The organism is Streptomyces abyssomicinicus (assembly GCF_008974245.1).
GTDB lineage: Bacteria > Actinomycetota > Actinomycetes > Streptomycetales > Streptomycetaceae > Streptomyces > Streptomyces abyssomicinicus.
On sequence record NZ_BBZI01000010.1, the window covers coordinates 401,245 to 425,509 of the forward strand.

20 protein-coding genes are annotated in these 24,265 nt (G+C 73.7%); 11 read left to right on the forward strand and 9 right to left on the reverse strand.

All coding sequences use genetic code 11. The annotated features are described in order from the left end of the window. Positions 1-95: 95 nt before the first annotated feature. A complete protein-coding gene (locus GBN72_RS24955; RefSeq protein ID WP_164540851.1) occupies positions 96-1,514 on the reverse strand; it encodes an aminotransferase-like domain-containing protein in 1,419 nt (472 codons plus the stop codon). A gap of 129 nt (positions 1,515-1,643) precedes the next feature. Here GBN72_RS24955 and GBN72_RS24960 point away from each other — a divergent pair, with 129 nt between their 5' ends. Together GBN72_RS24960 and GBN72_RS24965 are read left to right on the forward strand one after the other, a co-directional pair. Continuing rightward, positions 1,644-2,549, forward strand: a complete 906-nt coding sequence (locus tag GBN72_RS24960) for a PhzF family phenazine biosynthesis protein (RefSeq protein ID WP_246212850.1) — start codon at positions 1,644-1,646, stop codon at positions 2,547-2,549. An 11-nt stretch (positions 2,550-2,560) separates the two neighbouring features. Beyond that, positions 2,561-3,532 carry an ornithine cyclodeaminase family protein gene (locus GBN72_RS24965; RefSeq protein WP_151774127.1) on the forward strand — a complete coding sequence of 324 codons (972 nt, stop codon included), beginning with the start codon at positions 2,561-2,563 and terminating at the stop codon, positions 3,530-3,532. Between the two features lie 179 nt (positions 3,533-3,711). On the opposite strand, the gene GBN72_RS24970 is transcribed toward GBN72_RS24965, so the two are convergent. From GBN72_RS24970 to GBN72_RS24980, 3 genes are all read right to left on the reverse strand, one after another. Next, on the reverse strand, positions 3,712-4,893 hold the full coding sequence (locus tag GBN72_RS24970; RefSeq protein ID WP_151774128.1) for an ABC transporter permease: 1,182 nt from the start codon (positions 4,891-4,893) through the stop codon (positions 3,712-3,714). After that, positions 4,890-5,813 (reverse strand): ABC transporter ATP-binding protein, encoded by a 924-nt coding sequence (locus GBN72_RS24975; RefSeq protein WP_218042078.1) that lies wholly within the window; start codon positions 5,811-5,813, stop codon positions 4,890-4,892. The genes GBN72_RS24970 and GBN72_RS24975 overlap by 4 nt, the downstream gene beginning before the upstream one ends. 72 nt (positions 5,814-5,885) lie before the next feature. After that, a complete protein-coding gene (locus tag GBN72_RS24980) occupies positions 5,886-6,644 on the reverse strand; it encodes a DeoR/GlpR family DNA-binding transcription regulator (protein ID WP_151774129.1) in 759 nt (252 codons plus the stop codon). Positions 6,645-6,693: 49 nt separating this feature from the next. Between GBN72_RS24980 and GBN72_RS24985 the strand changes: the two genes are divergently transcribed. The 3 genes from GBN72_RS24985 to GBN72_RS24995 all read left to right on the forward strand — a co-directional run bounded on the left by GBN72_RS24985 (position 6,694) and on the right by GBN72_RS24995 (position 8,551). Continuing rightward, a complete protein-coding gene (locus GBN72_RS24985; protein WP_164540853.1) occupies positions 6,694-7,077 on the forward strand; it encodes a DUF4406 domain-containing protein in 384 nt (127 codons plus the stop codon). Then, entirely contained in the window at positions 7,074-7,775 is a 702-nt protein-coding gene (locus tag GBN72_RS24990) for an NUDIX domain-containing protein (RefSeq protein WP_151774130.1), read from the forward strand. The genes GBN72_RS24985 and GBN72_RS24990 overlap by 4 nt, the downstream gene beginning before the upstream one ends. A gap of 131 nt (positions 7,776-7,906) precedes the next feature. Continuing rightward, positions 7,907-8,551 (forward strand): SDR family NAD(P)-dependent oxidoreductase, encoded by a 645-nt coding sequence (locus GBN72_RS24995; RefSeq protein WP_151774131.1) that lies wholly within the window; start codon positions 7,907-7,909, stop codon positions 8,549-8,551. Positions 8,552-8,787: 236 nt separating this feature from the next. Here GBN72_RS24995 and GBN72_RS35515 read toward each other — a convergent pair whose 3' ends face one another. Together GBN72_RS35515 and GBN72_RS25005 are read right to left on the reverse strand one after the other, a co-directional pair. Beyond that, positions 8,788-9,363, reverse strand: coding sequence for an NADPH-dependent F420 reductase (locus GBN72_RS35515; RefSeq protein ID WP_151774132.1), 576 nt, complete (start codon positions 9,361-9,363; stop codon positions 8,788-8,790). A gap of 43 nt (positions 9,364-9,406) precedes the next feature. Beyond that, positions 9,407-9,763 (reverse strand): beta/gamma crystallin domain-containing protein, encoded by a 357-nt coding sequence (locus GBN72_RS25005; RefSeq protein WP_164540855.1) that lies wholly within the window; start codon positions 9,761-9,763, stop codon positions 9,407-9,409. A 205-nt stretch (positions 9,764-9,968) separates the two neighbouring features. Here GBN72_RS25005 and GBN72_RS34295 point away from each other — a divergent pair, with 205 nt between their 5' ends. Together GBN72_RS34295 and GBN72_RS25015 are read left to right on the forward strand one after the other, a co-directional pair. Then, a complete protein-coding gene (locus GBN72_RS34295; RefSeq protein WP_218042079.1) occupies positions 9,969-13,787 on the forward strand; it encodes a protein kinase domain-containing protein in 3,819 nt (1,272 codons plus the stop codon). Positions 13,788-14,043: 256 nt separating this feature from the next. Beyond that, positions 14,044-15,228 carry a spore photoproduct lyase family protein gene (locus GBN72_RS25015; RefSeq protein ID WP_151774133.1) on the forward strand — a complete coding sequence of 395 codons (1,185 nt, stop codon included), beginning with the start codon at positions 14,044-14,046 and terminating at the stop codon, positions 15,226-15,228. A 34-nt stretch (positions 15,229-15,262) separates the two neighbouring features. On the opposite strand, the gene GBN72_RS25020 is transcribed toward GBN72_RS25015, so the two are convergent. Beyond that, entirely contained in the window at positions 15,263-15,997 is a 735-nt protein-coding gene (locus tag GBN72_RS25020) for a phosphotransferase family protein (protein WP_246212853.1), read from the reverse strand. A gap of 126 nt (positions 15,998-16,123) precedes the next feature. On the opposite strand from GBN72_RS25020, the gene GBN72_RS25025 reads away from it, so the two are divergent. Beyond that, positions 16,124-17,011, forward strand: a complete 888-nt coding sequence (locus GBN72_RS25025) for an endo alpha-1,4 polygalactosaminidase (RefSeq protein WP_151774134.1) — start codon at positions 16,124-16,126, stop codon at positions 17,009-17,011. Positions 17,012-17,088: 77 nt separating this feature from the next. Further along, a complete protein-coding gene (locus tag GBN72_RS25030; RefSeq protein WP_151774135.1) occupies positions 17,089-18,237 on the forward strand; it encodes a winged helix DNA-binding domain-containing protein in 1,149 nt (382 codons plus the stop codon). A gap of 51 nt (positions 18,238-18,288) precedes the next feature. Here the strand turns inward: GBN72_RS25030 and GBN72_RS25035 are convergent, their stop codons facing one another. Next, positions 18,289-19,479, reverse strand: a complete 1,191-nt coding sequence (locus GBN72_RS25035; protein ID WP_246212889.1) for a PP2C family protein-serine/threonine phosphatase — start codon at positions 19,477-19,479, stop codon at positions 18,289-18,291. 200 nt (positions 19,480-19,679) lie between these two features. Here GBN72_RS25035 and tap point away from each other — a divergent pair, with 200 nt between their 5' ends. After that, complete coding sequence (tap, locus tag GBN72_RS25040; RefSeq protein ID WP_151774136.1) at positions 19,680-22,022, forward strand: telomere-associated protein Tap; 2,343 nt, start codon at positions 19,680-19,682, stop codon at positions 22,020-22,022. A gap of 15 nt (positions 22,023-22,037) precedes the next feature. Then, complete coding sequence (tpg, locus tag GBN72_RS25045; RefSeq protein WP_151774137.1) at positions 22,038-22,595, forward strand: telomere-protecting terminal protein Tpg; 558 nt, start codon at positions 22,038-22,040, stop codon at positions 22,593-22,595. Here tpg and GBN72_RS25050 read toward each other — a convergent pair. Beyond that, on the reverse strand, positions 22,561-24,138 hold the full coding sequence (locus tag GBN72_RS25050; RefSeq protein WP_151774138.1) for a hypothetical protein: 1,578 nt from the start codon (positions 24,136-24,138) through the stop codon (positions 22,561-22,563). The genes tpg and GBN72_RS25050 overlap by 35 nt on opposite strands. Between the last annotated feature and the right edge of the window lie 127 nt (positions 24,139-24,265).

Consider the following 24,265-nt stretch of genomic DNA (forward strand, 5'->3'; position numbering starts at 1 on the left):
CTTCGGCCGGTCCTGCAACCTCTGCCCTGACACACGGATCGCCGGGAGGCACCCTCGCGGGCCCGCCGCGCGGACGCCGGTCAGGCGGCTGCCGGTCAGTGGGTGCGCCCGAGGCCGGCGTGGGCCGCGGCGAGCCGGTCGACCGCGGAATCGAGTGCCTCGGGCGGGAGGGTGAAGGGGATGCGCAGGTAGCGGTCCAGTGCGCCGTCGGGGGAGAAGCGGAACCCCGGGGTGAGGACGAGGCCGCGGGCGGCCGCCAGGTCGGTCAGCCGCCGGGAGTCGGCGTCGAGGAGTTCGAGCCACAGGGACAGGCCGCCCTGCGGCACCTGGAAGCGGCACCACGGCAGAGCCGCCAGACGCGCCGCCAAGTGGTCCCGCTGGAGGGCGAGTTGGGCGCGTCGGCGGACGAGGATCGCATCCCGGTGCTCCAGGAGACGGGCGGCGACGATGCGGTCGACCGGCGAGGGGGCGAGCGCGGCGGCGAGGGGGAGCGCCGCCAGTCGCCGGACGACGTCGGGATGGGCGCGGATCCAGCCCACGCGCAGGCCCGGCCACAGCGACTTGCTCAGCGAACCCACGTACACGACGTTCCGGTCCCCGGCGCGTACCGGGACCCGGGGCGGCGGTGCCGCGTCCTCGCGCAGGTCGAGGTCCCGCATGGTCTCGTCGAAGACGACCAGGGTGTCGTGGTGGCGGAGCCGACGGCGCAGTTCGGCGCGCTCCTCCTCGCCCATCAGCAGGCCCGTCGGGTTGTGGAAGTCCGTGATCAGGTACGTCAGCGACGGCCGGGCTGCCGCCAGGGTGCGGTCCAGGGCGGGGACGTCCCAGCCGGTGGGCGTGAGGGGCTGGGAGACCGGCCGGGCGCCCGCGGCGCGGAACAGGGCGAGCGCGCCCGGATAGGTGGGGGAGTCCAGGACGACCCTGGCGCCTGGCCGCAGGTACGCCGCGCCGAGCAGGCTCAACGCGGCATCGGCGCCGCTGGTCAGCAGCAGGTGGCTGTCGTCGGTCGCGAGGCCCTGGGCCCGATAGGCGTCGGCGACGGCCGTGGCCGGCGACAGGGGACCGCCGCCGTCGGCGGGGGCGTGCAGCAACGTGGCGGACAGGGTGTCGGCCGCCGCCCGCACCGCCTGGAGCAGTTCGTCGAAGGGGGCCGCGGGCTCCGCGATGGTGAGATCCAGCGGCGCCCCGTTCCGGCCCGCCTCGCCCCGGTCGCTGGCCCAGGGAGAGAGGCGGTCGAGCAGCCGGGGCGGCAGCGTGACCGTGCTGCCGGAGCCGGTCCGGGTGACGATCAGCTGCTCGGCGCGCAGGATCTCGTAGCTCGCCGCCACGGTGCCCCGCGCGAGGCCGAGCTCACCGGCGAGCAGGCGTTCGGCGGGCAGCTGCACCCCGAGCGGAAGCCGGCCGTCGCGCACGGCCTTCTCCACGGCACCGGCGAGCCGCCGCGCCAGCGACCCGTCGCCCGCTCGCCAGTCGCCGAGCAGCCGGCCGAGCCGCGACGCCGGGACACGCCGCACAGCGCCATTCACCTGGGCCACCTCACTTGGGCCGCTCTCCTGGGCCACCTCGCATGGGCCACCTCGCATGGGCCACTTTACCGGGATTGGCCCATGACCGGGCCGCCCGGTCCCGCCTAGCGTCGAGCCGTGACCAGCCACCACCGCAGCGCCCCCGGGAATCCCATGCCCCCGCACTACCGCCATGTCGACGTGTTCGCCGGAACGGCGTTCACCGGCAACAGCCTCGCCGTCTTCCCCGACGCCCCCGACCTCTCCACCGGGCAGATGCTCGCGATCACCCAGGAGCTCCGGCACTTCGAGACGATCTTCCTGAGCGGCACGGACGGAGGCCGGGATGTCACCGCCCGGGTGTTCGACCTCTTCGAGGAACTCGACTTCGCCGGGCATCCGGTCCTCGGCGCGGCCGCCGTCCTGCACGAGCGCCACGGGGGCCCTGACCCGCAGCGCCGGACGTTCCGCCTGGCCGCCAGGACCGTGGAGGTGACCACCCGGCGCACCGCCACCGGGTACCACGCGGAACTCGACCAGGGAGCCCCGGAGTTCCTCGCCACCGTGCTGGCGCACGACAGGGCGGAGGTCGCCGCGGCCCTGAATCTGCCCCTCACGGCACTCGCCGATCTCCCCCTGCGCGTCGTCTCCACCGGCCTGCGCTATCTCGTCGTGCCGGTGGTGTCGGGTCTCGCCGGGGCGAGGATCGTCCGCAGCGACTTCGCCGAGCTGGTCGGGCGGTACGGCGCGCAGTTCGCGTACGTGCTCGACGTCCGGGCCCTGGAAGGCCGGCACTGGAACAACGACGGCGTCCTGGAGGACGTCGCCACCGGCAGCGCGGCCGGCTGCGTCGGCGCGTACCTGGCCCGGCACCGCGTCGTACCCACGGGGGAGGAGTTCGCGCTGCGGCAGGGGCGCTTCACCGGGCGTCCGAGCCGGCTCGCCGTCCGGCCGCAGGGAAGCCCCGACGCCCTGTACAACATCCGCGTCGGCGGCGACGTGACCATGGTGGCCAGGGGAACCCTGGACACCCTGCCCGAGTGAGGACCACCCCCATGCGCAGCTTCCCCCTCCACACGGCCGACCGCATCCGCGCCGCCGTCGGCCTCGCCGACCTCGTCGAGCCGGTCGCCGACGCCTTCGTCGCGTTCAGCACCCACGCGGAAGCCCGGGCCCCGGTCATGGTGCTGCCCGTCGCCGACGGCGGGGACTCCCACGTCAAGGCCGCCCACCTGCCCGGTGGTCGCCACTTCCTCGTCAAGATCGCCAACTGGTTCCCCGGCAACCGGAGGCGCGGCCTGCCCGAGGGCGGCGGGTTCGTCGCGCTCTTCGACGCGGAGACCGGGGCCGTCACCGCGGTGCTGGAGGACGAGCATCACCTCTCCGACCTCCGCACGGCCGCCGCGGGAGCCGTCTGCGCGCGTGCCCTGTCCCGCCCGGACGCGACCCGCGCGACCGTCCTCGGCACCGGCAGACAGGCCGAGCTCCAGGCCCGCGCCCTCACCCTGGTACGTCCGGTCCGGCAGCTGAGCGTCTGGGGCCGCGACCACCGCCGGGCGGCCGCCCTCGCCGACCGCCTCGGCCGGGACCTGCCGCACGTCGACGTCACCGCCGCCGTCGACCCGGAGCGCGCCGTGCGCCGCTGCGACATCGTCGTCACCGCGACGGCCGGCCCCGTCCCCGTCCTGTTCGGCTCCTGGCTCCGCCCCGGCCGGCACATCACCGCCCTCGGGGCCGACGACCCGGCCAAGCGCGAGCTCGGCGGGGCCTGCCTGCGCCGCGCCACCCAGGTCTTCGTCGACAGCCGGGAACTCGCCCTCCGTCACGGCGACATCCACGCCGCCGTCGCCCGCGGCGAGGTGACGGCGGACCGCATCGACGGTGAGATCGGCGACGTCCTGGCCGGCCGGATCCCCGGACGCCGCACGCCGGACGACGTGACGGTCGCCAAACTCATCGGCATCGGTCCCCAGGACCTCGCCGCCGCCGAGACGGCCCTCGCCCTGCTGGCAGGTTCCGGCGGGTGACCTCCACGCGCGGCCGCCACGGGGCCGAGGCCCGGTGGCGGCCGCGCCCCGTCCGCCGGGTCGCCACGGCTCACCGCCGCGCCGCCACCGGACAGGGCCCGGGCCGCGTGGGCGACGCCCGCCGGCGGACGGTGGACCTGAGATCCGTGAGCCGCAGCGCCTGCCGGCGGACGGTGGGCCTAGTCCGTGAGCCGCAGCGCCTGCCGGAACGTCAGCTTCCCCGACGTCTGCATCAGCGCCCGCCGGTAGATCCGCTCGGCGAGCCGGATCACCACGGCCGCGGCCACCAGCGAGATCAGCAGGGCGGCAGCCGCCTCCCACCACGCGGCGTCCCCCGACACCAGCCGCGACGGCATGACCATCACCGAGCCCAGCGGCAGGAACGACAGCACCGTCTTCAGCGTCCCGCCGGCCAGCAGGCTCGCGAACATCATGACCATCAGCACCGTCGAGACCGGCGTGGTGGTCGACGCGATGTCCTCGTGCCGTGTCGACACCGCGCCGGCCGCCGCGAACACGCACGCCAGCACGGCCACTCCCACCGTGTAGAAGACCAGGTACCAGCCCAGTCCCCCGCTGATCTGCTCCAGCAGCTGATGCCGTCCGGTGACCAGCAGCGCGACCACCGCCACCCCCGCGAGCAGGGCGATCTGCGCCAGCGCCATCAGTGTCGCGCCGAGCGTCTTGCCGATCAGCAGGTCCCGCACGCGGATCGAGGAGGCGACGATCTCCACGATCCGGTTCTGCTTCTCCTCCACCACGCTCGTCGCCAGTCCGCTGCCGAGCAGCACCGATGAGAAGTAGAAGAGGAAGGTGAAGACGAAGGTCGTGAAGTACAGCGTCATCCCGGACGGCTTGCCGGGCTCCAGCAGCTCGTAGGACACCTCCCCGCCCGCGGCCAGCTCCGCCATGCTGGTGCCCGCCGCCGCGGCGTTCTGCTCCATCACCATCTGGCGGACGGCCGCCCCGATCCATATCTCCGCGTCGGAGTCCCGCTCGGAGGCGCCCACCAGCTCCCAGCCGCGCTCCCCGGCCGCCAGCAGGCCCACCTCCGCCTCGTCGTCCAGGACCAGGGCCCGGACCTCGGCGGCCGAGCCGACGGGCCGCGGCTCGAAGCTGACGTCCTCTCCCGACGCCCCGGCGAGCGCGGTGGACACCTCCAGCACCTGCTGCGGCTCGTCACCGACGGTCGCGACGGTCACCTCGCGCGCCGAGGTCCCCATGAAGACCTGGAAACCCAGCACGCCCAGGATCAGCAGCAGCGTGATCCCGGTCGAGACCAGGAACCCCCGGTCGCGGACCTTCACCGACATCTCGCGGGTGGCGACGATCCACCACGTACGGTCACGCAGGGCGGTCATGCGGTCATCTCCCGGTAGACGTCGGCAACACTCGGCACCAGCTCGGCGAACTGCCGTACCGATCCTCGGCGCAGGGCCTCCGCCAGCAGGGCGTCGGCCGTCTCCTGGCCGTCGGCGAGCTCCAGCACGGCCCGGCCCCCGCCGTCCTCGACGACCTCGACCCCGGCGAAGCCGCGCAGCCAGCCGGTCTCCTGCCCGGTGACCAGCACATGCCGGCGCGGACCACGGCGCCGCAGCTCCTCGGAGGTGCCGTGGGCGACGACCTTGCCGCCGGAGAGGATCACCAGCCGGTCGGACAGCGCCTCCACCAGCTCGAGCTGGTGCGAGGAGAACAGCACCGGCACCCCGCGCCCCGCGAACTCGCGCAGCACCTCCGTCATGCTGTCCACGGCGCTGGGGTCCAGCCCGGAGAACGGCTCGTCCAGCACCAGCAGCTGCGGCTCACCGAGCAGCGCGGCGGCGATCTGCACCCGCTGCTGGTTCCCCAGCGACAGCGACTCCAGGCGGGAGCCGAGCCGGTCGGCCAGTCCGAACCGGTCCAGCAGGGCGGTGGCGGAGGCACGCGCCGCCGAGGCGCTCAGTCCGCGCAGCCGCCCCAGGTAGACCAGCTGCGAGAGCACCGGCTGCTTCGGGTACAGCCCGCGTTCCTCCGGCATGTAGCCGAACGTCCGCCGGTCGGCGGCGGTGGGCGCGGAACCGTTCCACCGGACCTCGCCGCCGGTGGGCGCCAGCACGCCCATGATCATGCGCATGGTGGTGGTCTTCCCGGCGCCGTTGCCCCCGACGAAGCCGGTGACCTTTCCACGCTCCACGTGGAACGACGCGGCGTCCACTGCCACACGTTCGCCGAAGCGTCGTGTCAGGCGATCCAGTTCCAGCACGGTGCTCTCTTCCTCATGAGGGGTGGGAGCCTCGATCATGATTCACCGTGCGGGAGGGACGCAACGTCTGTCGTGGGCACGGCGAACGCTCTCCGTACCGGCCACCTCGCCTCAGTCGGCCGCCAGGACCTCGACCCCCAGCGTCGTGAGCTGCTCGATCACCGGGTCGTGCGGCGCCCTGTCCGTGATCAGTCCGCTGATCTCCTCCCAGGGCAGCACGCGGAAGCGGGAAGCGGTGCCGATCTTCTCGGAGGAGGCGAGGACGTAGGTGTCCGCGGCCCGTGCGGCGAGGGCGCGTTTCATCGCGGCGTCCTCGGCGTCGCCGGTGGTGAGTCCCGCCTCGGGATGCACGCCGGTGACGCCGAGGAGGAAGAGGTCGGCGGAGACGTTCTGCGCGGCCTCGACCGCGGCCGCGCCGCAGGCGACCGCCGAGTGCTTGAAGAGACGGCCGCCCAGCATGAAGACCTCGGCCCGCGGATGGTCGAGCAGGGCGGCGGCGATCGTCGGGCTGTGGGTGATCACTGTGCAGTCCAGATCCCGCGGCAGCGCGTGCACGACGGCCAGGGCGGTGGTACCGCCGTCGAGGATCACCACGCCCCCCGGCCGCACCAGGCCGGCGGCCACCGAGGCGACCTTCCGTTTGCCCTCCGGGGCGACGGACTGCCGGGCGCCGTAGTCCGCCACGGCGGGGGAAACGGGAAGTGCCCCGCCGTAGACCCGCTGGCACAGCCCCTCACTCGCCATGTCGCGAAGGTCGCGCCGCACGGTGTCCTCGGAAATCCGCAGCTCGGCGGCGACGTCCTTGGCGACGATCTTGCCGCGACTGGCCAGCAGGTCCAGCAGGTGGTCGCGCCGTTCGGCAGCCAGCATCCGTGTTCTCTCCTGTTCTTGCACGTTTCTGCATGTATCGTAGCGTCCCATGACCGACAAACCCATGCTCATCCTCATCGCCGGGCCCTACCGATCCGGGACCGACGGCGATCCGCAGGCCATGGAGGCCAACCTCGCGCGCCTCGAAGCAGCCGCGTGGCCCGTCTTCGCCGCCGGCCACCTTCCCGTCATCGGGGAATGGATCGCCCTGCCCGTCCTCCGCTCCGCCGGCGCGGGACCCACCGACCCCCTCGCCGACCAGGTGCTGTACCCGACCGCCGAGCGCCTTCTGGCCCGCTGCGACGCCGTGCTGCGTCTGCCCGGCGAATCCACCGGAGCCGACCAGGACGTCGCCACCGCCCGCCGCCGGGGCCTGCCCGTCTACCACGACATCGCGGAGATCCCGCCGCTCGCCCGGCAGGAGGCGGTGTGAGCTCCCGCCCCGGCGTGGACGTCCCGGACCACCGTGGCCGGACCGGTCTCGACCGGGCGGGACGCGACCTCGGCCGCAACCCGGACGTGGTGGTCCGCGACGTCCGGCTGACCTCCGAGGGGTGGCACGTCCTGCGACGCACCACCTTCGACTACCGCCGCCGCGACGGACGCTGGGAGACACAGGCGCGCGAGACCTACGACCGCGGCAACGGCGCCGTCGTCCTGCCCTACGACACCGACCGCGGCCGCGTCCTGTTGACCCGGCAGTTCCGCTACCCGGCGTACGTCAACGACCACCCCGACGGAATGCTCGTCGAGGCGGCCGCAGGGCTGCTCGACGCGGACGACGCGCCCGCCGCCGTCCGCCGCGAGGCGGCCGAGGAACTCGGCGTCACCCTCGGCCCGCTCACCCACGTCCTCGACGCCTACATGAGTCCCGGTTCCGTCACCGAACGCCTCCACTTCTTCGCCGCCCCCTACACCCCCGCCGACCGGACCGGGGCCGGCGGCGGGGTCGAGGAGGAGGGCGAAGACATCGAGGTCCTCGAACTGCCCTTCGCCGAAGCCCTGGCCATGACCCGGGACGGGCGCATCGCCGACGGCAAGACCGTCCTGCTCCTCCAATGGGCGGCCCTGGACGGCCCCTTCGCCCCTCGCCCGGCAGGTGCGCACGACGCCACCTCACCTCACCGGTAAGGCCCCGACAGAGTCCGTGGGACCGGAGCGTGTCCGTCCGTGGGACCGGAGCGCCTCCGGTCCCACGGGAAGAGGCGGTGACCGGACCGGGTTGACGCTCACGCCACTTCATTCGACAAGAAGGAGCGACCATGGCCGGAGCGTTGATCATCGGGGCGGGCCAGGGGATCGGGCAGGCGGTGGCCCGGCGGTTCGCCAGGGAGGGGCTGCCCGTCGCGCTGATCGCGCGGACGAAGGAGACGGTGGCGGCGGGCGCCGAGGCCATCGGCCCGCTGGGCGTGCGGGCTCTGCCGCTCACCGCCGACACCGCCGACGAGGCCTCCCTGCGCGCCGCCCTCGACGCCGCCACCGGGGAACTCGGCGAACCCGACGTCGTGGTCTACAACGCCGCGGTCATCCGGTCCGACGCCGTCGGTGAACTTCCGCACCGCGACCACCTGGAGACCTACGCGGTCAACGTGCTCGGCGCCCTGACCGCCGCCGCGCACACCCTTCCGGCGATGGCGCGGAGAGGAGGAGGAACCTTCGTCGTCACCGGCGGGATGCCCGAGATGAAGCCGCAGTACGTGAGTCTGTCGCTGGGCAAGGCCGGCGTGCGGGCGCTGGTCGAGTTGCTCGACACGCAGTACGGGCCGTCCGGCGTGCACGTCGCCACCGTCACCGTCGGCGGGGCGGTCGCGCCCGGGACGGCGTGGGACCCCGACGACATCGCCGAGCACTACTGGCGTCTGCACACCCAGCCGCCCGGACAGTGGGAGCGTGAAGTCCTCCACTGAGAGGGCGCCGCGCCGGCTTCCTCGCCGACGCCGCGCCCTTTCGGCCCGGCTGCCGGAAGTGCCGCACCCCGAGGCGGAGTTCACCGTCCACACCCCCGGCGGACGCCGACGGCCGCATCACCGGGACGACCGCAGTCGTCGACCCGGCCGCACCCGCGCGCGTGAGCCTGCCGGACACCGTGCGACCGGCCGCCGGGCGACGGCCGGTCGCCCCGCTCCCGCGCGCGGCCTCCGCGTCAGCTCACGACGCCGAAGCCTCCGGCCCAGGAGATCTCCTCCCGCGCCGCGAGGGTGAGCTGGAGGAACCCGAGCGCCTCCAGCTCGCGGGCCCGCTTGAGCGAGCCGGCGTCCACGGCGCGCACACCGCCGGCCGTGAGCACGCCGGCGAGCAGCGCCTTGGCATCGGCGTCGTCCCCCGCGACGAGGACGGTGGTGGGGAGCTCGCCGACGGTGCCGGAGGTCAGTGTGGCGGCGAAGGTGGTGTTGAAGGCCTTCAGCACCCGCGACCGCGGCAGTGCGGCGGCGATCCCGGCGGCGGCGGAGCTGTCGGCGGGGACGACGAGGGAATCGAAGGTCTCGAAGTCCAGTGGGTTGGTGATGTCGACGACGATCCTGCCGGCCAGCTGTTCGGCGCGCTCGGCGAGGATGTGGCCGAAGGCCGGATAGGGCACGGCGAGTACGACGATGTCGCCGGTGACAGGTGTGCCGGCGTCGGCCCTGCCGAGCAGTTCGACGGTGCTGCCGCCCCTCTCGACGACGCCGGAGATCGCCCGGCCCATGGTGCCGGTGCCGATGATGCTGAGGTGAGGCATGAGGCGCTCCTGGGGAGAAGGCGAAAGCCGGGCCGACCGCCGGTCACAGGATTTCGATCGCGTTGACCTTCGGGGGCCGGTTCGGGTAGCTGACCACCCGGTGCCGCGGGATGGTCACCACGGAGCCGTTGGCGTCGTGCAGCCTCACGTCGTTGTTCCCCGTGGAGATCTTGTCGATCCACCACCCGCCGAAGTCGGCCTTCCCCGCGTTCGCGTAGCAGTCCTCGCTCTTCAGGCCGGTGCTGTGGTGCGACTGGATTCTCAGGAAGTCGCCCTGCTCGGCACAGCTGACCTCGTTGATGGCGAAAGCGGTGCCGGTCGGCACGATCATGGTGAACGCGGCCGCCGCGGCGAGCGCCGTCACCATGGTCCGCGCGGTCCTCTTCGTCTCCAGGAGCATGATCTTTCCTCACGTCGATCCGGGTGGAATGCCTGCATTCGCCATGATCGTGGGGTTCGGGCGCACATCGTGTATTCGCCACGCACTACTGGCGGAGAAAACGTCCGCCGGCGGGCCGCCGCCGGTCGTCGCCCCGGGCGGCGGCCCGTAACATCGACGGCGCGTCGCCATGGGCGCGGGTCAACTACCTTTAGGAGAGAGTGAGTTGGCGACTCCGTTGACGGCATCGGATCCCGAGCGGCTTGGCGGGTACTGGCTGGCCGCGAGGCTCGGTGCCGGCGGCCAAGGCGTTGTGTACGAGGCGTACGACGCGGCCGGCGCCCGGGTCGCGCTCAAGACACTGCATCAGGGGGCCGAGCCGGCCGAGCGAGCCCGCTTCCGGCGGGAGGCGGAGGCGGCTCGCCGCGTGGCCTCCTTCTGCACGGCCCGCATCCTGGACGTCTCCGCGTCCGTGTCCGGTGCCGGGGCGGGCGCCGGTCCCGGGGCGGCCGGGGCCGGGGACGGGCGGAGTCCTGGGCAGGGGAACGACCCGCGGGAGGGCCGGATACCGGACGCCGGCCAGGACGGGCCCGCGGACGCGCCGGGCGCTTCCCACGGCGTTCCGTTCATCGTCAGCGAGTACGTCCCGGGCCCCACGCTCGCCGCCGAGGTGCGGCAGCACGGCCCGCTCGCCCCCGACGCGCTGCTGCGCCTCGCGACGGGGGTCGCCACCGCCCTCGCGGCGATCCACAGTGCCGACGTCGTCCACCGGGACCTCAAGCCCGGCAACGTCCTTCTCGGCCCCGACGGGCCGCGCATCATCGATTTCGGCATCGCCCGCGCCGCCGACATGTCCCTCACCGCGTCCGGCGCCATCATGGGCACCCTCGGCTACATCGCCCCCGAGGTGCTCGCCGGGAAACGCGCCACCGAGGCGTCCGACATCTTCGCCTGGGCCGCGGTGACGGTCTACGCGGCCAGCGCCGTCGAGCCCTTCCGCGGCGACCACATAGGTGAGGTCGTGCACCGCACGGCCTCCCTCGACCCGGACCTGAGCGCGATCCCCGCCCGGATCCGCCCGCTGGTCGCCGCCGCCCTCGCCAAGAACCCCGAAATCCGGCCGAGCGCCAACGACCTGCTCCTCGGTCTCGTCGGCAGTCTGCCCGCGTCCGCGGACCCGCGCAGGGCTCTGCTGGAGGCCGGGGCCCGCCGCGCCGCCGACCCGGACCCGGACCCGGACCGGCGGGCGACCGGGCCCGCCACCGAGGCCGTACCGCCGCTCGGCGACCTCGCCGAGGCCGCCTTCAGCGCGCTGCCCGGCGCCGCCCAGCTCGCCGCTCAGGAGATGGTGCTGCGCCTGGTGGTTCCCGGCGACGCCGCCGACGGGTCGCAGGACTCCGTGCGGACGGCCGGTCCCGGTGAACTCCACGCCGACCGCCCGGAGAGCGAACGCCGGACCGTCCGGCAGGCTCTGGACGCGTTCCGCGAGGCCGGCGTGCTCGTCCGCGCGGAGGACGGGTCGGTGCGACCGGTCAGCGCGGCCCTGGTTCCCGCATGGCAGCGACTGCGCGAGTGGGTCGCCACCGAGCGCGCGGGCCTCACCGTGCACCGACGGCTCGGCCGGGCCGCCCTCGCCTGGCAGGCGCACGGCGAACGCCCCGACGACCTGCTGCACGGCACCACCCTCCGCACCAGCCTGGACTGGCTGGCCACGGCGCCCTTCCCGCTCCGCCCCAGCCCACTGGAACTGCGCTTCCTCACCACCTCCCGAACCGCGGCCACCCGCGCCGCCCGCCGCCGACGCCAACTCCTCTCCGGCCTGGCCGTGCTGACGGTGCTGGCACTGCTCGCCGGAACCTTCGCCTGGTTCCAACGGGAGGAGAGCCGCCGCCGGGGCGAGGAGGCGGACCTGCGCCGCGCCCAGGCCACGGCCCGCTCCGTCGCCCAGGCCGCCGACAGCCTGCGCGGCACCGCTCCGGACACGGCGCTGCTCCTCGGCCTCGCCTCCTGGCGCCTCGCGCACACCGCCGAATCCCGGGCGGCGCTCAACACGGCGGCGACACAGCGCGAGACGTCGGTCATCACCCTGCCCGTACCCGCCCCCGCCCCCGAGAACGGGACCGTGTTGCTCGACCGTGGCCGAACGATGATGATCTACACGACGGAAAGGGCCACGTTCTGGGACCTGACGAAGGGCCAGACAGGCGCGGACAAGCCCCGCCTCACCCTCCCCGGGCTCGCCTCGGTGACGCCGTACGCGCCGCCCGTCGTCAGCCAGGACGGGCGGCTGCTGGTCCTGCCCGGCAGGACCAAGGGCGCTCCCTACCGACTGGTCTCCACCCGGGACGGCTCGCCCGTTGGCAAGCCCGTTCCGCTCCAGCCCGGTTTCGTACCCGCCCAGGTGTCGAACGAGGGGCACGTACTGTTCAGCGACGCCGTCAACAGCCTCGGAAGCCAGCGCTACCGGCTGCTCTCACCCTCGCGCACCACGACCGCGCAGTGGACCGACGGCGTGGCCACGCTCTCCCCGCTCGGCACCCACTACGCGTCCTGCGGCGAGAGCGCCGAAGGCCCGCTCGAGGTGTGGTCGATCCACCCCGGTGAGACACGGCGCGAGTTCGTCACCGACGCAGCCGCCTCCGGTGTGACCTGCGGCAGCGTGTTCCTGGACTTCAGCGCGGATGGCCGGCGGATCGGCATGCAGACCGAGTACGGCACGGCCCACGCCTGGTCGCTCGACGGCCGGCCGGCGGGCGACGCCCCGGGCGGCGGCGCGGAGAGCCGGACGGCGCTGACCGAGGACGGCGCGTACTTCCTCACCGTCACCGACGAGAACGCCCTCGAGGTCAGGCGCGTCGACAGCACGGCGGAACCCCTCTTCCGCTTCTCCGGCCGCAGCAGGAAGGAGGCGTACGAGCACGTCGTACTCGACACGCGCACGAACACCCTCACCTACGCGACCGAGGCCCCTCATCAGGTCCACCGCCTCGATCTGACAGCCGTCCTGTCCGGCCACCAGCAGGACCACGACGTCACAGGCGGTGCGGTGTCCCCGGACGGGCGCGTCGGAGTGTTCCGCAAGGGCGAGGAGCAGCCCGTGCAGCACCTCGTGGACCTGCGTACCGGCAAGGAGACCGCCGCTCCCGTCCCGCAGCGGATGGCCGGCGACGCCCCCTCGGTCAACCGGTTCAGCGCCCTGTCCACCGGTGGCCGCGTCCTGGCCTTCACCGATCACCGGCCGCGCGGCGACAAGCTCGGCCTCGCCGTCAGCGTCTGGGACACCCGTGCCCACAAGGAGCTCTTCCGCGCCTCCGTGCCGGAGGGCAAGGAGGTCTTCCACCTCGCCCTGTCCCCCGACGGGCGCCACGTCGCCGTCAGCTACGACCAACGCGCCGAACCCTCCGGCGAGGGCGGAACCACCGACGTCTGGGACGTCCGCACCCGACGGCGCGTCCACACCTTCGAGAAGGCGACCGGCGGGAGCGTGTTCAGCTCCGACAGCCGCCGCCTGGTCACCACCGACGGCAACGTCCTGGAACTGTCCGACGGCGCGGTACGCCGCGCCGGCTTCAGCGCCGACACCGGCGTGGGGCTGGCCTTCTCCGCCGACGGCAGGACCCTCGCCGTGGTGACGGACACCGGCTGGACCGAACTGTGGGACAGCTCCGCCCGCCGTCGCCTGGTCCGCATGCCGAGCCCCACGGTGCGCGGCGGCACCCACGCCGGCGAATTCCTGGAAGCCCCCGTCTTCTCCGACGACGGGGCACTCCTCGCCGCGGTCGTCGACGACGACTCCGTCCAGCTGTGGGACGTCGAGGCCCACCTGGCCCTGGGCGACCCGCTGGACCTCACCGGCCGAGAGATCGACGGCATGGCCTTCGACGACGGCGACGTGCTCCGCGTCCTGACCGGCTCGCAGCGCCAGACCCTCGACCTCACCCCCGGCCGTCTGGCCGCCACCGTCTGCCGGAAGGCCGGCCGGGACATCACACCGGACGAATGGGACACCTACGTCCCGGACGCCCCGTACCGGCCCCTGTGCTGAGCCAGGGCATCACGCCCCGTGCCCTTCCTCGCCGATGTGGCCGATGTGGCCGAGGTGCTCGTGCGGTCCTGTACACGGACGGTGCCGTTCACGTCGCGCTGCGCAGGCGGCGGGACGTGAACGGCATCGGAGGCCGGGAGCCGCCTATGCGCGGTTCGTCCCGCAGGCCGCGCTGCACGTAAGGTCGAGAGAGGTCCCGACGGAGCCGTGGGGCCGCCACAGGGACAGGGACAGGGACAGGGACAGGAGCAGCGCAGTGCACCGGACCCCGCCCGGGTCCTCCCCGGAAGATCTTGGACAGCAGGCGCTCTTCGACTGGGAGGACGCCGCGCCCGCCACGCCCCCCGCGCCGCCCGGCGGCGCCTTCCGGGACAGCTCCCGGGCCAGGCGGATGCTGGACGTGCGCCAGGTGTACGCCGAACCCGCCGCGCTCGCCTCTCCCCGCGGCCGCCAGATCCTGGCGAGGCTGCCGGAGGTCCCGGTCACCGAGGTGGCCGGCCACTGGCGCATCCCCTCACTGCACGGCAACGACGGCAACGTCACCCGATGGGCGCGCATCAAGACCGAGACCCTCGTCCTGGGCGTCAAGCAGACCCTCACGACGCGCCCCAACGGCAGGTCCGCCGACTGGATCGCACCGGGCGCCTCCAACGGCTGCGCCATGGCCTGCGCCTACTGCTACGTCCCCCGCCGGAAGGGGTACGCCAACCCGATCACCCTGTTCACCAACATCGAGGCGATCATCGCCCACGTCCGTCGCCACGTACACGCGCAGGGCCCCAAACGGGAGCCCAACCAGTGCGATCCCCAGTCCTGGGTGTACGACATCGGCGAGAACGGCGACTGCTCGGTCGACGCCCTGGTGTGCGACAACACCGCCGACCTCGTCGCCGCGTTCCGTCGGCTGCCCACCGCCAAGGCGTCGTTCGCGACCAAGTTCGTCAACCCCGACCTGCTCGCACTGGACCCGCAGGGCCGGACCCGGGTGCGCTTCTCGGTCATGCCGGAGGCGGACTCACGCCTGCTGGACATCCGCACCAGCCCGGTCACGGACCGCATCGCCGCCGGCGCCGACTTCCTCGACGCGGGCTACGAGGTCCACTTCAACCTCTCACCGGTGGTGCTGCGCCCCGGCTGGCAGCGCGACTGGGCCGACCTGCTCGTCCACATGGACGACGTCCTTCCCGGCCGGGTCAAGGAACAAGCGGCCGCCGAGATCATCATGCTGACCCACAACCAGCAGCTCCACGAGGTCAACCTCGGCTGGCACCCCACAGCGGAGGACCTTCTGTGGCAGCCCGCCGCCCAGGAGGCCAAACGCTCCGAGAACGGCGCCCTCAACGTCCGCTACGCCCGCCGGATCAAGCACGACGCCCTCGTCCGCCTGCGAGGACTGATCGCGGCCCATGCCCCGTGGCTGCGCATCCGGTACGCCTTCTGACCCCTGCGACCGGTTCGGACGGAGCCTGCCCCCGTCAGCGCAGGGCCGCGTCGAAGGCGGCGCGGTGGGCCGAGGTGTAGGCGTGCTCCCGCTCGGACCACCGAACGCGCTCGATGATCTCCCGGCCGTCGGCGACACGCGGAGACGGACACGCGAGCCGGCTGCGCCACCACCGGGCGTTGCGCAGCTGGCGGTCGAGCGTGGCATCGACAAGGCGTGAGCGGGAAGCGGGACCGAGGCCGTACGCGTCGGCGAGGACGCGTACCTGCGCCGCCTGGACGGCCGCGGCGGGAGCACCGGGCTTGGAGGAGATGCACCAGGTCCACGCCATGTAACCGAGGTCCTCCAGCGGATCCCCGGGGGCGGCGGTGTCGAAGTCGATGAAGGCGACCGGGACGTCGTCCACGAAAACCGCGTTGTTCGGCCCCGGGTCGTGGTGGCAGACCACGGGAGACCGGCCGGCCAGGCGGCTCGCGCGCGTGGCGTCGTGAAAACCGCGGAGCAGCGAACCGGCGGCGGCCACCTGGCGGTCCGTCCAGCGCCGGAAGCGGGCGGGCACCCGGCCGGGCACCCAGCTGAGCACCTCGCGGCCGGCCCCGTCGAACCCGAGATGACGCGGAGCGCCGGTGAAGCCCTGCCGCCGAAGGCCGACGAGCAGTTCGGCGACGAAGGGGGACGACGCGGTGGCCGGCCGACGGACGGTGTCACCGGCCCTCACCACACCCACGGTGACGCGCCCGCCGGACAACGGCACTTCCTCTTCCATCATGACTTCATCCTGCACGCGAGGGCCGCCGGCCGGCCTCCCCTGGCCGGCGGCCCGGTCGGACCCCGGCACGGGCTCGGGGCCGGCCTGCTGCGAAGATGGGCCGCACCCCGACAGGAGTCGTCACCCATGGTCCCGCAAGGCCTTCCGCCCCGTCGCCGCGCGCTGACAGCCGCGGTGCTGTGCGTCACGCTCCTCACGGCAACGGCCGGCTGTACGACCGCGGACGCCGAGCGGACCGCGAAGCCGGAGAACACGGAGAGCACGGAGAGCACCGAAAACGCCGAGAACGCCGCGAAGGCGGCTTCGCCGGAGCCCGGGACGGACTTCGACTACCAGCTCGGCGGCCCCTACCCGCCGCCGGACGGAGCGGGCGCGGTCGTCCGCGACCGCACCGCGCAGCCCGCGCCCGGCGTCTACAACGTCTGCTACGTCAACGCCTTCCAGGCCCAGCCGGACGCCACCGACTGGTGGCGCGAACACCACCCCACCCTGCTGCTCCGCGACACCGACGGCGCATGGGTCGTCGACCGTGACTGGGACGAGGTCCTCTTCGACACCTCGGCACCGGACAAGCGCCGACGGCTCGCCGAGATCGTCGGAGAGTGGATCGACGGCTGCGCCGCGGCCGGGTACCAGGCCGTCGAGCCCGACAACCTCGACTCCTACGAGCGGTCCGAAGGGCGGCTGACGGCCGCCGACAACCTGGCGTTCGGCAAGGTCCTCGCGGACCGCGCCCACGCCGCGGGCCTGGCCATCGGCCAGAAGAACACGGCCGCACTGGCCGAACAGGGCCGCGACCTCGGCTTCGACTTCGCCGTCGCCGAGGAGTGCGGCCAGTACGACGAGTGCGACGCGTACGCGGACGCGTACGACGACCGGGTGTTCGTCGTCGAGTACCGGTCCGACGGCTTCACCGCCGCCTGCGAGGCGTGGGGCGACCGCTTGTCCGTGGTGCTGCGGGACGTGGACCTGGTACCGGCCGGCGAGCACGGCTACCGCCGCCGCACCTGCTGAAGGCACCCGTGGCCGTAGCTGCCGTAGCCGCCGGAGGCCCCGGCGCCTGTGTCGGACCGCCGGGATAGATTCCGGGCGTGACACTCACCGCGCGTCAACTCGCCCTGGCCACACTGGACCGGCAGATGCTTCTGCGGCGGGAGCGCCTCGACGTCACCGAAGCGGTCCGCCGGCTCTGCGCCCTGCAGGCCCAGGAGCCGGCGTCCCCGTACCTGGCGCTGTGGAACCGCCTGGAGGACTTCGCCTTCGAGGACCTCGACGCGGCGTTCACCCAGGGCTCCGTCGTCAAGGCATCGCTCATGCGGATCACCCTGCACGCGGTGCACACCGACGACCACGCCCCCTTCCGCGCCGCGATGCTCCAGACCCTGCGCGGCGCGCGGTTGGCCGACGCCCGCTTCCGCGCGACCGGGCTCGCCCCGACCGACGCCGACGCCCTGGTCCCCGGCATGGCCGGGTACCTGACCCGCCCGCGTACCGGCGTCGAGATGGAGCGGGAACTGGCGGAGACGGTGGGGGAACACGCCCACCGCGTGTGGTGGGCGCTGCGCACCTACGCCCCCGTCCGCCACGCACCGACCGGCGGCCCGTGGTCGTTCGGGCACCGCAACGCCTACCTCGCCGCCACGCCCGCGGTGGCGGCCGCTCCCTCGCCGGAGGAGGTGGCCGACGGCGCCGGGCGGCTGCTGCTCGCGTACCTGCGGGCGTTCGGACCCGCGTCGGCCGCGGACTTCGCCCGGTTCACCCTGCTCACACGGCCCGTGATCACCCGCGCGGTGAACCAGCTGGGGGACCGGCTGGTGCGGCAGGCGGGACCCGGTCCGACCGCGCTGCTGGACCTGCCGGAAGCCTCCGTACCGGCCGGGGACACGCCCGCTCCGCCACGGCTGCTGCCGATGTGGGACAGCAGCCTGCTGGCGCACGCCGCTCCGGGCCGGCTGATCCCTCCCGGCTACCGGCCGCTGGTCGTCCGCCGCAACGGCGACATCCTGCCCTGCGTGCTCGTCGACGGACAGGTCGCCGGGGTATGGCGGACCGGCGCCGACGGCGGGGTGGAGCTGACCGCCTTCCATCCGCTGACCCGCACCGGCCGGCGCGGGCTGACCGAGGAGGCGCAGCGACTCGTATCGGTCCTCGCCGGCCGCGATCCGGCCGTCTACCGGCGCTACCGGCACTGGTGGGACAAGGGCCTGCCCGTCGGCGAACGCATCACCGTCGGCCCCTGACCCCACATGCACGCCGCCACGCGCCGGGTCGCTCACCGGGCCGCTCGCCGGTCATGTCGCGGTGTCCTGACCGTCCGCGGGAGCCGGGTCCTGGGTGTTCTCCCGGACGGCGAGCAGGGCGACGTCGTCGGTGAACCGGCCGTCGGTGTGATCGCGGACGGACGCGAGGACCGCACGCAGCAGGTGGACGGGAGCGATCCCCTCGGGCCGGCCGGCGGCCAACTCCTCCAGCCGGTGCCGCAACGGGAAGAACGCGCCCGCCTTGCTCCGCGCTTCCGTCACGCCGTCGGTCACCAGCAGCACCGTCTCCCGCGGCTCGACGCGCACCTTGCGCACGGGGGGTGTCCCTCCGACGAGTTCGGCCATGCCGATCGGGGCGCCCGCGCCGTGCGGCAGCTGCCACACCCCTCGCGGGCCGACCACGAACGGGCCGTCGTGCCCGAAGTTGACCACCTCGACCGTGTGCGGCTGCTCCTTGGGGAAGGCGAGGACGACCGCCGTCGCGAAGCGTTCCGTCTTCTCGCCGTAGGCCTGCCGCAGCTGGTTGTGCCGCCACAGCGCGTGCTCCAGACGCCGGGCCACGACGTCGAGATCCGCCTCGTGGTACCCGGCTTCGCGGAAGGCCCCCGTCACCGCGCCGGCGCTCGACACGGCGGGCAGACCCTTGCCCTGCACGTCGCCCAGGATCACCCGGGCTCCGTGCGGAGTCGCCAGCACGTCGTAGAAGTCCCCGCCGACCCGCGCCTCGACGTCCGCCGCCTGGTAGTGGGCCGCGGACTCGATCCCGCCCCATCCCGGCGGCAGCGGCGGCAGGATGACCTGGCGGGTGGTCTCCGCGGCGTTCTGCAGATGGCGCACGTAGGCGTGAGCCTGCGCCCGGAGCACGGCGATGAGCAACGCGAGGAGCGCCGCGGTGACCTGCAGCAGGAAGTCCTCGGTGTGGATGTCCGCCGAGGGGTGGGCGATGTCGACCCATCGGTTGAGCCCCACCACGAGCACGCCGAACATGAGGGTGACCACCGGCGAGCAGACCCCGGACGCCAGCAGGGGGACCATCAGCAGCCAGTTCGCGACCCGGATGGACGAGCCCAGCTCACCCACGAGGAAGATGACGAGCAGGCAGCCCATGGGGAGCACCCACGCCGCCCTGCCGTGGCGGGTCAGCAACGGCACCCGCTCCCGCGACGCGTAGACCTGCTGCTGGGACAAGGCCCTGCCGACCCGGCGGCGGAGAGTGTTCATGGTCACCGCCCCAGTCTCTATCCGTGACCGCCCGGTCGCGGCACCACGCGCCCGTGCCGCACACCTTTCCCGCCCCGGCGGTCCGGCACGGGGTGCTGGCGTTCGGGCCCTCCCGGAACGCGCTCGGTACGCGGTCGGTACGGTGAGCGTGCGCCATCCGTACGGTTGACGCGGTTAGGGTCTGGGCCAGGAGGTGTTCCATGTCCGAGTTGTTCGACGCGGTCGACGCGCTCGTCGCGTCCCGCTCGCCGCTCCCGCCGGTGGAGGAACGTAAGCGGCTGCGGCTGGCCCACGGCCTGACGCTGGACGAAGTCGCCACCGCGTTGAAGGTGCGCCGGGCCACGGTGTCCGGCTGGGAGTCGGTGAAGAAACCGACCGAGCCGCGCGGCCCGGAGCGCCAGGCGTACGCGCGGCTGCTGGAGAAGCTCGCCGAGCTCTACCCCGTCCCCGCGGCGCCGCCGGAGCCGGCCGCACCGCCGGTGCCCGCCCCGTCCACCGCCGTCCCCTCCCGGGCGAAGGCGGAGACCGCGCCCACCGGCCAGGTCCTTGACACCGCGGCCATGACGACGACCGGGAACACCCGGACCCCCGCCCCCGCCTCTGCCCCCGTTCCCGCCCAAGAACCCGCCCCCACCCCCGCTCCCGTCCCGGACCCTGCCGCCGTCCCCGCCCAGGACCCCGTCCCCGCCCAGGACCCCGCCCCCGCCCCGGACACCGTGACCCGTCCGGCGCGCGCCGCCGGAGCGTCGTCGGCGTCGCGCCGCCCTGGCGCGAGGAAGGCGGCACCGGCCGCCACACCCGCGGACGGCGGCACCGACCCGCGGTTCGCGAACGGTCCACTGGCCGTCGTGGACGCCGAGGACGGGCAGGTGCTCGCGTACTGCACCGGCGGCCTGGTCCTGGACGTGCCCGCCAGGAGCCTTCCGGCCCTGGTGGAGTGGTCGCTCACCGAGGCGCGGCTCGGGCAGCCGAAGCTGTCCGGGCCGGGCAAGGACGCCGACCCGCTGCTCGTGCTCACCGAGGCCGCGCTGGAGCGCTACGGCCTGCCGACGGCCCTCACCGACGAGGAACGGCTCGCCGGGCGCATCCCGGAGGGCCACACGGTGGTCAAGCAGCTCGCACGCGCGCAGTGGAAGCTGACGAAGCGCGGGTTCGGGCCGTGGGCCCGGATCTACCGCCCCGCGACCGGTTCGGAGCGGGCCTGCGTGCAGCTGTGCATCCCCTCGTGGCACGCCCTCGACCCCCGGCACTGGGGCCACGCCGCACAGCTCCCGCCCGCCGAACTCGCCCGCGTGCTGGGCGTGTACGCCTCCCGGGTCATGACGCCGCGCGGCTCCACCGCCGTGACCGGACTGGAACTCATGACCGCCCTGCACCCGCCGACCCGGGCCTCCGGACCCGATGGGACGGGCAAGCGGCACTCCGAGCACAACCCCGGCTCCCTGGGCAAGGACCCGGTCGACCCGGCACCCTGCGAGGCCCCCGACGGGCACCCCGTACTCAGGGACCTCCCGCGATTCCACGTCCGCGGTCCTGCGGAGAAGCTCTTCGAGGAGGCGTACGACTGGGCGCGCCCGATGACCGACGAGGAGTGCACGCTGCGGCACCTGGTCGGCATCGACGTGAACATGGCTTTCGCCGCAGGCGCCAACGGCCTGAACGTCGGCCTCGGCGCACCCGCCCACGTCAAGAACCCCCTTTTCGACCCGAAGCTGCCCGGCTCGTGGCTGGTGGACCTGTCCCACGTCGACCTGTCCCGGGTGAGGAGCGGCAAGGAGTGGGTGCGTCTGGACGGCGGCCTGCTGCCCAGCCCGTTCACGCCGAAGGGCGAGCGCCCCGAAGGACCGGCCTGGTACGCGACGCCGACCGTGGCGTACGCGGTGGAACTCGGCTACGAGGTCCGGCCGCTGGAGGCATGGGTGCGCCACGACAACGGCCGTTACCTGGACGGCTGGTACCAGCGCCTGCGGGACGCCTACCTGGCCACGATGGCCGACCTCGGCGTCCACGCGGACATGCCCCCGGCCGACTTCCTCGCAGCGATGGACGGCTGCAAGGAGCGCGACCCGGAGCTGGCGATCGTCGTCTCGGCGGTCAAGGCGACCGTGAAGGGCGGCCTGGGCAAGCTGCGCGAGCGGCCGCGGGGCGAGGGTTGGCGGCCCGGTGAGCCGTGGCGCGCCCTGGCCCGGCCGACGTGGCGGCCCGACATCCGCGCGGCGGTCATCTCCCGCACGCGGATCAACCTGCACCGAAAGATCGTCAGGCACGCCGCGTTCACCGGGCAGTACCCGGTCGCGATCCTCTCCGACTGCGTCGTCTACGCGGCCGGCGGCACCGGCCCGCTGGACTTCCTGCCGTACCGGGAGGGCAAGCCGCTGCCCGGCGGGTTCAAGCTCGGCGTCAACCCCGGCCTGGTCAAGCACGAAGGCACCCAGCCCCTGCTGTGGGGCGAGGAGGTCCGCGAACGGTTCGACGCGCCGGAACTCAACCTCGCCCGGTACATCAAGGACGGCACCGTCAGCGACGCCGACAACGGCGAGTAGAGGAGAGGGCAGGCGATGAGCATGTTCGGGGAGGGCCTGGAGGCCGCGGTGCAGAAGGCGTTCACCCGCCCGGCGCCCAGGACCGCGGGCGCGCAGATGCGCTACCTGGTCCGGCAGATGAAAGGGACGAGAGCGGTCGCCCAGACACTGCGGGTCTCCCAGCGCACCGTCGAACGGTACGTGAAGGACCAGATCAGAAAACCCCGCCCGGACCTCGCGGCGCGCCTCGAGCGCGAGGTGAGGAAGCGGTGGCAGCCGCGGATCAGGGCCATGGCCCGGCAGCGGGCGGCCACCACCGACGGCATCGTCATCGACACCCGGGCCCGCATGGGCTACACCGCACCGATCGGGTCGACGGACCAGGACCGCGTCCGGCACCTGACCGTCGCCCTGCCCCCGCGGTACGCCGCCCGCCTCTTCGACGCCCAGGAGGCCGGCGCGGCCGACCAGCAGCTCCAGCAGATCGCCGCCGAGGCGCTCAAGGAGGTCTACTTCCAGGACGGCGGCCGCCGCGCCGGCAGCCTGGAGGAGGTCAGGTTCACGGACATCGAGCACCTGGAGTTCGAGCTGTAGCAGCCGCGCCCGGGACCGGCCGCCTCTCCAGCCGGGACACCAGGTCCGACATCGTGGCGAGCGGCAACGACGGGTTGGAGGCCGCCGCTGCCACCACCTGTCCGTCGGTGTCGGTGAGCAGCTCCACGACGACCGATGGCGGCAGGGCAGGATGGCGGGCGGCCATGGGCCGCGCCCGTCTGTCGGCCAGACAGGCGAGCAGGGCCGGGGCCGTCGCGCGGGGATGCCGGGCGACCTCGCGGAGCGCTTTGCGTACCGACGGTCCGTGCCGGGTCAGGTCCTCCAGCAGCGCCGGCGTCGCGTCCGGGTTGGCTGCGATCTTGGCGACGACCCGGACTCCGTGCCGGTCGGCCATGGCGCGCAGCTGGGCTTCGGACAGGCCCGGGTGCGGCGCGACGGACTTGACCACTTTCGCGTCGGGGTCGGCGGCCAGTGCGTCGCGTGTCGCGGGCGGCAGATCGCGTCGTCGGGCCACGAGCATCCGCACGGCCGGGTCCGGAGACTGGGCCAGCTCCTCGACCTCGTCGGGGGAGGCGGCGGCGATCCGCGGCACAAGGGTGTCGCCCATCCTGGCGGACCCGGCCAGGCGGGTGAGCACGTCGAGCGGCACCTGTGGGTTGTGGGCGAGCCTGCGCCGCACGTCGTGGCCGGGGTCGCCGGCCAGGACGCGCATCAGGTCGTCGTCGATCGCCGGATTCCCCGCGAGATCGGCCCGGACCCCGGGGGAGGGGTCCGCGGCGAGCTGTTCGCACACCCGCGACGGCAGGCCGGGGCGGGCGGCGAGTGCCCAGCGCAGCAGCAGCGAAGGATGGTCCACGAAACCGACGACGGCTTCGGTGGGTGTCGCCGGGTTCCGCAGTGCCGCCTGCCGCGTGTCGTGCACGGTGGACTCGTGGGAGCCGTCGCAGGAGGCGCCCGGCTCCAGATCGCAGTCGAGCCGCGAGCAGTGCGGATCGTGGACGAACGGTGTCTCTTCCCGGTCGCAGACCAGGCACCGTCGCGCGGGAGGCAGCCCTTGGCCGGTGAGCAGCGCCGCCAGCACGGCCGGGGGCGTCGCCTCGTTGGCCGCGACCGCCCGGCGGACCTCGGCGTGCGGATGCCCCGCAAGCCTGGCGGCCACTTCCGGCGTCGTCCACAGGGCGAGCTCCGCCACGACCCGTACGTCCGGGTCCGCGGCGAGCGTCTCCACCACATCGGGCGGAAGGGCGGGGCAGGCGGCCAGCTTCTCCCGGCGCTCGACGACCGGATCGGCCGCGAGGAGACGCGCCCACTCCGGGCTGCCGGCGCCCCCGTCGAGCAGGGCGAGCGCGGCGTGCGGCTGTGCCACGGGATCGACGTCGGCGACCGTCAGCCGCCCCGCGTACGCCAACCACACGGCGCTCTCCTCGACGCGTGAGGCCAGCCGGAGCGCCTGCGCGTGAGCGAGGTCCGGGCGAGCAGCCAGCTCCGCGGCGATGTCGGCGTCCGCGATCGCCGTCAGCCGGTCGACCAGCTCGGACGGCAGGGCCGCATTGGCGGCGAGCCCGTACAGGACATGGTTCACAGGGGGCATCATTCCCGGTCCGTGACGGAACGGCCGCTGGATTTCGGCCCTGACGAGTCGCCGGCCGCACCTGCGCACGTTCTGGGCGCGGTACTCGGCGGAACCCGCCGACCGAAGCGCCCGGTCA